The organism is Streptomyces sparsus (assembly GCF_054776295.1).
The window spans coordinates 1-7,863 of record NZ_BAAHCA010000151.1; the positions used below are offsets into that span (position 1 = coordinate 1).

Below are 7,863 nucleotides of genomic sequence, written 5' to 3' on the forward strand. Positions count from 1 at the left end.
CGCCGAGCCGGTGGGGCCCGCGGCGGCGGCCGGGGGGGTCGGAGGGGTCCCCCGGTGGTCGGCGAGTTCCTTCGCGGCTTCCGTCAGGTCCTTGGCGGTGTCGATGGCCCGCCAGTACGCGCCGTGCGGCAGGGAGAACCCGGCCAGCCGGTTCTCCCTGGCCAGCCGGGGGAACGTGGTGCGCTCGTGGTCACCGCGTTCGGGCAGCAACTCGGTGAAGCCGGAGGCGAAGACGTAGACGCCCGCGTTGATCTCGTACGCGGTGGGCGGCGACTCGATGAAGTCCACGACGTGGCCGAAGCCGTCCGTCCGGACCGCGCCCCACGGGAGCCGGGGGCGGGCGAGCGCCAGCGTCGCGACGGCGTCCCGCTCGGTGTGGAACGCAGCCATGTCGCGCAGCGGGAAGCGGGTCCAGATGTCGCCGTTGGTCGCGTACCAGGGCTCGGACGGGCGGGGCAGCGCGGCGGCGGCGAACCGCAGTCCGCCGCCGCGTCCGAGCGGCTCGTCCTCGACGACGGTGGTGATCCGCAGCGGCAGGTCGGCCTGCGCCAGCCAGCGCTGCATCACCTCGGCGAGATGCCCGCAGGAGACGACGACGTCCGTCACGCCTTCCGTGGCGAGCCAGGAAAGCTGATGGCCGATGATCGGCGTTCCCGTTCCCGGGATCTCGATCATCGGCTTCGGCTTGTCGTCGGTGTACGGGCGCAGCCGGGTTCCCTGGCCGCCGGCCAGGATCACCGCCTGGGTGGGTGCGTGCGGAGCAACGGTCATGCTCCGCACGCTATCGGGGTGGCGGGCGGCGGGCGGCGGGCGGCGGGCGTCTGCGCGGACTCAGCGGAAGTCGGCCACACCCGAGGCGAAGGAGGTGTCGCAGACCGGGCGGGAGAAGCGCTGGGCGCGCTGCGGGGTGCCGTACTTCTGCACCGCGGCCTTGCCGAGCACCCGGGCGATCTCCGCGCAGTGCTTGGCCAGCGACGGCCGGCGCTCCACGGACCGCTGGAGGCCCGTCAACGCGACGCCCGGGTCCTCCTCCTTGAGCTTGGTGAGGAGCTTCCTCTGCAGTACCTCGTGCGGGGCGTCCGCGGGGGCCTTGCTCGACGCCTCCTCGGAGGACGCGGTCAGCATCTGCGCCTCCGACGGAGCGGTGGCCCAAGGCACTCGGGTCACCGCGAGTGTCCCGGACAGGACCAGGACGACCGGGAGGACGAGAGCAAGAGTTCTGCCGATACGGCGCGCTGCCTGATTCACTGGTGTCTTCCTCGCGAAGGGGTTCCCGGCGGTACCGGGACGGTTCGGTGCCCGGGAGGGGTTCGCCTGTGATGGTAGCGAGGAGTAGTGATTTGGCGACATTTAGTCACCCTGATGAGGGAACAATCCATCCGTACGCGTGGCAGCGTGTTGACGTACGGGATCGAAAAGGGGCCGTACATCCGCTAACTGCGCATGCGACGGCCCCTCTTCACCGGCGTCCCGCGAACGCCCCGCGCGTGACCCGCCGGTGCGGGCGGTCACGGCGGGGCCGGTCGCTGCCGGATCAGTCGGTCAGGCGCTCACCGGACGAGGTGGCGAAGACGTGGCTCTCGCCGGTGCGGGGCAGGACGTGGATCTCGGAGCCCTTCCGCGGCGCGCCGCGGCCGTTGACCCGGACCACGAGGTCCTGGGTCTCGCCGCCGACCTGAGCGGTGCCGTAGACGAAGGCGTCCGCTCCCAGCTCCTCGACGACGTTGACGCTGACCGCCAGGCCCGCCGGCTCGTCCTTCGACAGCGACTGGCCGCTGTCGCCGCTCACCAGGTCGAAGTGCTCGGGGCGGACGCCGACGGTGACGGTCTTGTCACCACGGGCGGACGCCGCGGCCACCGCCTCGCGGGCGACCGGGATCACGCTGTTGCCGAACTTCGCGCCGCCGTCGGTGATCGGCACCTCGACGAGGTTCATCGCGGGCGAGCCGATGAAGCCCGCCACGAACAGGTTGTCGGGACGGTCGTACATCTCGCGCGGCGAGGCGACCTGCTGGAGCAGACCGTCCTTGAGCACGGCGACCCGGTCGCCCATCGTCATGGCCTCGACCTGGTCGTGGGTGACGTAGACGGTGGTGATGCCCAGGCGCCGCTGGAGGGAGGCGATCTGGGTACGGGTCTGCACGCGCAGCTTGGCGTCGAGGTTGGACAGCGGCTCGTCCATGAGGAACACCTGCGGTTCCCGGACGATCGCGCGACCCATCGCGACACGCTGCCGCTGACCGCCGGACAGGGCCTTCGGCTTGCGGTCCAGGTACTCGGTCAGGTCGAGGATCTTCGCCGCGTTCTCCACCTTCTGGCGGATCTCTTCCTTCGACACACCGGCGATCTTCAGCGCGAAGCCCATGTTCTGGGCGACCGACATGTGCGGGTAGAGCGCGTAGTTCTGGAACACCATGGCGATGTCCCGGTCCTTCGGCGGAAGGTGCGTGACGTCCCGGTCACCGATCCTGATCGCGCCGCCGTTGACGTCCTCCAGCCCGGCGAGCATGCGCAGGGAGGTGGACTTGCCACAACCGGAGGGGCCGACGAGGACGAGGAACTCGCCGTCCTCGATCTCGATGTCGAGCCCGTCGACGGCGGGCTTCTCGCTACCCGGGTACACACGGGTGGCCTTGTCGAACGTGACCGTAGCCATGCTGTTGTCTCCTTCACCGGCAGGAACGTGCCGGACGATCCGAGTAAAGGTGGAGGTGGTGCAGCCCGCAGGGCGCGGGCATTGGCGTGACGCTACCCGCAGGACCGGGCTTTGTCAGTAGTTCCCGCCCGGGAAAACCCCCGGTCACCGCCCGGACACCCCCCGCGTCCAGCCGTCCCGGGCACCGCGGCCGACACCGCGAAAGGGCCGTGGCCCGCGCCCGGAACCGCTGTGTAGAGTGGTCGAGCCCGCGCGCGGCCCCCGCGCCCGCGCGACGCCTCCTTAGCTCAGCTGGCCAGAGCAACGCACTTGTAATGCGTAGGTCGTCGGTTCGACTCCGACAGGAGGCTCCGCCACAAGCCCAGGTCAGACGGTGTCTGACCTGGGCTTTCTGTGTCACGGAACGCGGCGGCGCCGCTTCGGCCGGGCGAGCCTGCTGCTCTCAGTCTCAGTTCCAGTTCCGGTCCCGCTGCCGGGAGTGGTTCCGTGTCATCGCGTTCGGCGGTGGGCCTGCCTCAGCTTGCGGTCGACGGCCCACGCGTCGGCGACCGGGCCGAGGTGGCCGAGCTTGTCGGGGTTGATCACCGAGCGGATGGTCCGGATCCGCCCGTCGAGCATGTCGAGGGCCAGGACGTGCAGGATCCTGCCGTCCGGGTCGCGGAAGACCGCGCCGGGCTGGCCGTTGACGTCGTGCGGCTCGAAGGTCACGTCGATCGTGGCCATCAGCGGGTAGGCGACGGCCAGCAGCCGGGCAACCTTCCGGGGGCCGGTGACGGCCCTGGCCAACTGGGGGGCCTTGCCGCCGCCGTCGCCGACCATACGGACGTCGGCGGACAGCAGGACCCGCAACCCGTCCACGTCGCCCTCCTTCAACGCGTCGAAGAACCGTGTGGCCAGCTCCTGCCGTGCTTCGCGGTCCGCCTCGAAGCGTGGCCGCCCCGCCCGCATGTGCCGGCGGGCGCGGACCAGCAGTTGACGGCAGGCCGCCTCCGAACGCCCCACCGCGCCGGCGACGTCGTCGAAGCCGAAGGCGAACACCTCGCGCAGCACGAACACCGACCGCTCCAGCGGGCTGAGCCGCTCCAGGAGCAGCAGCGCCGCCATCGACACCGAGTCGGCCAGCTCCGCCGCGCGTGCCGGGTCGTCGTAGGGGTCGGTGAGCAGCGGCTCGGGGAACCACGGGCCGACGTACTGCTCCCGCCGCACCCGGGCCGAACGCAGCACGTCGATCGCGACCCGGGTCACGGTGGCGGACAGGTACGCCTTGGTGGACGCGGGTCGGGTCGCCGAGCCGTCGAAGCGCAGCCACGTCTCCTGCACCGCGTCCTCTGCCTCGGCCACGCTGCCCAGCATCCGGTAGGCGATCGAGAACAGCAGGGGCCGCAGCTCCTCGAACTCCTCGACCTTGTTCATGACTCGGCCTTGTTCACGACCGGTCCCTCGCCTCCTGTCCGGCTGTGCTCGGCGCCCCGGATCCCTTCGGAAGATCCTCCGTCCCGCCGGTGGCCCGGGCCACGACCCCCGGGCCACCGGTGCCGACGCCCGCCTACTCACTCCCGGGCGGGCAGCAGGACCTCAGCGGAGCTGTCCGGCCACGTAGTCGCCGGCCGGCTGCTGGGTGATGACGTTCAGCCGGTTCACCGTGTTCATGAAGGACACCAGCATCACCAGGGAGGTGAGCTGCTCCTCGTCGTAGTGCTCGGCGGCGCGTGCCCACACCTCGTCGCTGACGCCGGCGGCCCCGTCCGTGATCCGCGTTCCCCGCTCGGCCAGTTCGAGCGCGGCACGTTCGGCCCCGGTGAAGACCGTGGCCTCCCGCCAGGCCGCCACCAGGTGCAGCCGGACCGCCGTCTCCCCGGCCGCCGCGGCCTCCTTGGTGTGCATGTCGACGCAGGCGGCGCAGCCGTTGATCTGGCTCACCCGCAGCGCCACCAGCTCCTGTGTCACGGGCGGCAGCGTCGATTCCCTGACCGCCCTGCCGACCGCCATGAAGTGCTTGAGCGCCTTGCCGGCGACCGGGCTGGTGAGGTAGTTCAGCCGTGCTTCCATCGTCCGCTCCTCCGTGGTCATCAGTGATTGCACCCCTGAGACGAGACAGCCCGGTTTCCTGTGACATGGAGGCACGCGACCCGTGACTCGCGTCTTCCGGCGCCCGGCGTCGGCGGTCCGGGGGAGTCAGCCGTCAGGGTGCTGCTGCGGCGGGGATGGCGACGGGGGCCGGGCCGGGGGAGGCGGGGCGGGCAGCAAGGGGCGGGTGACGCGGGCGAGTTCGAGGGGGGCGCGGTGGTGCAGGGCGTGCCCGGCGCCGGGGATCTCGACCAGTCGGCCCCGGGGGAGTCGCTCGGCGAGTTCCCCGCTCCATCGGCGCGGCACGATGGGGTCGCGGCCGCCACGGGCCACGACGGCCGGAGTGCGCACGTGGTGGAGTTTGTGCTCGATCGGGTCGTGCAGGCAGTGCCGGAACGTCGTCCAGGCCCGGCGCAACCCGCAGGCGGCGTAGCTGCCGATCAGGGTGGCGAGGAGGGACGGCCGCTCCCAGCGGATGTCGCGCATCAGGCGCAGCGCCTGACGGGTCATCGACCGGGCGTGCCGGTCGCAGGTGGGGCCGTTGAGCACGACGGCGCCGACGAGTTCGGGGGCGTGGACGGCCAGGTCCACCACGACCTGGCAGCCGATGGAGTTGCCGACCAGGACGACGGGGCCTCGGGCGGTGGCCCGCAGCCAGTCGGCGAGGGACAGGGACAGTCCGCGGACGTCGAGTGCCCGCGCCGGGCCCGGGGTGCGTCCGAAGCCGGGGAGGTCCACCGCCACCGTTCTGGCGTGGGGTGCGAGGCTGCGGGCGAACGGCAGCCAGTAGCGGTAGGAGCAGCCCAGCCCGTGCACGCACACCACCTCGGGTGCCGTGTGCGGTCCCAGCAGGGCGGCGTGCACGCGGGTGCCGGCGGCCTCGGTGAACTCGTGCGTGTCCCAGCGGTCGGCCCAGCCGCCTGTGCGGTGTTCCGTCCGGCCGTCCGCCCGGTCCCTGCCCCGGCCACCTGCCCGGCCCTGCGGGCGGCGGTCAGCGGCCGGCAAGTCGTCGTCCGCCGGCCAGGTCGGGGACGTCCCGGAACGGGCCGGGCACCGGCACGGACGCGGACGCGGTGACGCCCGATGCCTCGGTCACCACGGCCATGGAGTCCCCGACCCGCATCTGCCTGCCTCCTCGCTCCGGCCCGCTTGCGGGCTGCGTCTTGTTCTCGACGAGGTCCCGACGAGGTCCCGACGAGGTCCCGACGAGGTCCCGACGAGGTCCCGACGAGGCCCTGGCCCGGGACGTCCAAGTCCGGCGGCGGCGTCCGCGTCCGTCGACGCCCGGTCCCGGGTGGTGCTCCGCCGCGTCGCCTGCGTGTACCCGTCGCCGGGCGCCGCACACCGCGGGCGGACGGGCGGGGGTCACGCGGTCATGGCCGGTCCGATGCAGTCGTCGGCGTCCTCGGCGGTGCAGGCGGCGACCAGGTCGTCCAGTGACACGTCCAGCGCGTGCGCCAGGGCTGCCACGGTGAAGAAGGCGGGGGTCGGGGCCCGGCCGGTCTCGATCTTGCGCAGGGTCTCCGCGGACACTCCGGCCGCCGCCGCCACGTCCACCATGCTGCGCTCGCCGCGCGCCTGCCGGAGCAGGGCTCCGAACCGCTCGCCGCGTTGCCGCTCCTGCGGGCTCAAGGGAACTCTCACCATGCCCGTGATACTAATACCGGTATAAGTATTGGGTGCACGGACGTGTGCGTGAACGGACGCGTCCGTCGTGTCCGCATGCGTGCGTGGACGTCAGTGGGCGGGTGCGTGCGTGGCGGCGTGCGGTGGAGGAGCAGGGCACATGGTGGAGATCAAGACAGACGCGGCACTGGAGGCGATGCGGGAGGCCGGGCGGGTCGTGGCCCACGCGCTGGAGGCCGCCCGGCAGGCGGCGGGTGTGGGGGTGCGCCCCAGCGAACTCGACGAAGCCGCCCGGGCGGTCCTGGCCCGAGCCGGGGCCCGCTCACCGTTCCTGGGCTACCAGCCGTCCTTCGCGCCCGTGCCCTTCCCGGCCGTGGTCTGCGTCTCCGTCAACGACGCCGTCGTGCACGGCATCCCCGGCGACCAGCGCCTGCGCGACGGTGACCTGGTGAGCGTCGACTGCGGGGCCGAACTCGACGGCTGGACCGGCGACGCCGCGATCAGCTTCATCGTCGGCACCGCCCGCCCCGCCGATGTGGAACTCATCGCCGCCACCCAACGGGCCCTGGACGCGGGAATCGCCGCAGCCACGGTCGGTCACCGCATCGGCGACATCTCGCACGCCATCGGCGCCGTCGCGCGGGAGGCGGGCTGCGGCATGCCGACGGACTTCGGCGGCCACGGCATCGGCCGCCGGATGCACGAGGACCCGCCCGTCCCCAACCGTGGACGGCCCCGGCGCGGCTTTCCGCTGCGCCACGGTCTGACGCTCGCCATCGAGCCCATGCTCATGTCCGGTGGAGGCAACGACTACCGCACCGACCTCGACGGGTGGACCCTGCGCACGTCCGACGGCAGCCGGGCCGCCCACATCGAGCACACCGTCGCCGTCACCGATGACGGCCCCCGCATCCTCACCCTGCCCTGACGCCGGCGCGGTCGGGGGCGGGCAGGGCCGCGTGGGGTCAGGGGGCCGGCGGCGGGGTGTCGCCGTAGGGGTTGGTGGGAGCGGGGACGGGGGTGACCGTGACGGCGTCCACGGCCACGGCGTCACCGCCGGCCGGCCGCCAGGTGCCGGTCAGGACGGCCCAGCTGTCCAGCGGCGGCGGGTCGGCGCCGTGCACCCGGACCTTCAGGCTGACGGAGTCGGCCGCGCAGCAGCTGACCAGGTGCCGGGTGAGGTACCAGCCGCCGTCGGGACGCGGGGTGACGAAGCCGATCAGGGCGACGGCGCGGCCGTCCAGGCCGCGCCCTTCGTCCCGCTGCACCCGGCCGGTGAACTCGGTCATGGACAGCCGGACCGGGTCCTGGCGGGGCAACGTGCCGTAGGAGCTGGGCAGTTCCACGGTCAGGCCGCCGTCGCGGGAGGCGGTGTAGGAGCCGAGCGGGGGCGGCGGGAAGAGCAGCAGGGCCAGTACCGGCACCAGCAGCAGCCAGGCGACCGCGGGCGGACGGTCGTGGTGGTGCCCGTGCCCGCCGCCATCGCCCCCGAGCCCGCCCGCGCCCGCGGCGGC

The 7,863-nt window shown here is 72.7% G+C and carries 10 protein-coding genes and 1 tRNA gene; 2 read left to right on the forward strand and 9 right to left on the reverse strand.

Annotated elements, in window-relative coordinates:
• The 3 genes from ACYVE9_RS10400 to ACYVE9_RS10410 form a co-directional block, all read right to left on the reverse strand.
• Positions 1-771, reverse strand: a 771-nt coding sequence (locus tag ACYVE9_RS10400; protein WP_461027485.1) for a nucleotidyltransferase family protein, incomplete at its 3' end; no start/stop codon positions are given.
• A 60-nt stretch (positions 772-831) separates the two neighbouring features.
• The gene (locus ACYVE9_RS10405) at positions 832-1,248 is read right to left on the reverse strand and encodes a hypothetical protein (protein WP_461027486.1); all 417 of its coding nucleotides are present in this window, start codon (positions 1,246-1,248) and stop codon (positions 832-834) included.
• Positions 1,249-1,534: 286 nt separating this feature from the next.
• Positions 1,535-2,656 carry an ABC transporter ATP-binding protein gene (locus ACYVE9_RS10410; RefSeq protein WP_461027487.1) on the reverse strand — a complete coding sequence of 374 codons (1,122 nt, stop codon included), beginning with the start codon at positions 2,654-2,656 and terminating at the stop codon, positions 1,535-1,537.
• A 276-nt stretch (positions 2,657-2,932) separates the two neighbouring features.
• On the opposite strand from ACYVE9_RS10410, the gene ACYVE9_RS10415 reads away from it, so the two are divergent.
• Positions 2,933-3,006, forward strand: a tRNA-Thr gene (locus ACYVE9_RS10415).
• Between the two features lie 139 nt (positions 3,007-3,145).
• Here the strand turns inward: ACYVE9_RS10415 and ACYVE9_RS10420 are convergent.
• The 5 genes from ACYVE9_RS10420 to ACYVE9_RS10440 form a co-directional block, all read right to left on the reverse strand.
• On the reverse strand, positions 3,146-4,069 hold the full coding sequence (locus ACYVE9_RS10420) for an RNA polymerase sigma-70 factor (RefSeq protein WP_461027488.1): 924 nt from the start codon (positions 4,067-4,069) through the stop codon (positions 3,146-3,148).
• Positions 4,070-4,231: 162 nt separating this feature from the next.
• Positions 4,232-4,705: a carboxymuconolactone decarboxylase family protein gene (locus tag ACYVE9_RS10425; RefSeq protein ID WP_461027489.1), complete on the reverse strand. Its 474-nt coding sequence runs from the start codon at positions 4,703-4,705 to the stop codon at positions 4,232-4,234.
• Positions 4,706-4,831: 126 nt separating this feature from the next.
• The gene (locus ACYVE9_RS10430) at positions 4,832-5,728 is read right to left on the reverse strand and encodes an alpha/beta fold hydrolase (RefSeq protein ID WP_461027490.1); all 897 of its coding nucleotides are present in this window, start codon (positions 5,726-5,728) and stop codon (positions 4,832-4,834) included.
• Positions 5,715-5,846 carry a hypothetical protein gene (locus tag ACYVE9_RS10435; protein ID WP_461027491.1) on the reverse strand — a complete coding sequence of 44 codons (132 nt, stop codon included), beginning with the start codon at positions 5,844-5,846 and terminating at the stop codon, positions 5,715-5,717. Before ACYVE9_RS10435 ends, ACYVE9_RS10430 begins: the two co-directional genes overlap by 14 nt.
• Positions 5,847-6,088: 242 nt before the next feature.
• Positions 6,089-6,370 (reverse strand): helix-turn-helix domain-containing protein, encoded by a 282-nt coding sequence (locus ACYVE9_RS10440; protein WP_461027492.1) that lies wholly within the window; start codon positions 6,368-6,370, stop codon positions 6,089-6,091.
• Between the two features lie 139 nt (positions 6,371-6,509).
• Here ACYVE9_RS10440 and map point away from each other — a divergent pair, with 139 nt between their 5' ends.
• Positions 6,510-7,277 carry a type I methionyl aminopeptidase gene (gene map, locus ACYVE9_RS10445; RefSeq protein WP_461027493.1) on the forward strand — a complete coding sequence of 256 codons (768 nt, stop codon included), beginning with the start codon at positions 6,510-6,512 and terminating at the stop codon, positions 7,275-7,277.
• A 37-nt stretch (positions 7,278-7,314) separates the two neighbouring features.
• Here the strand turns inward: map and ACYVE9_RS10450 are convergent.
• Positions 7,315-7,863: TIGR03943 family putative permease subunit (locus tag ACYVE9_RS10450; RefSeq protein ID WP_461027494.1), on the reverse strand; the 549-nt coding region annotated here is incomplete at its 5' end.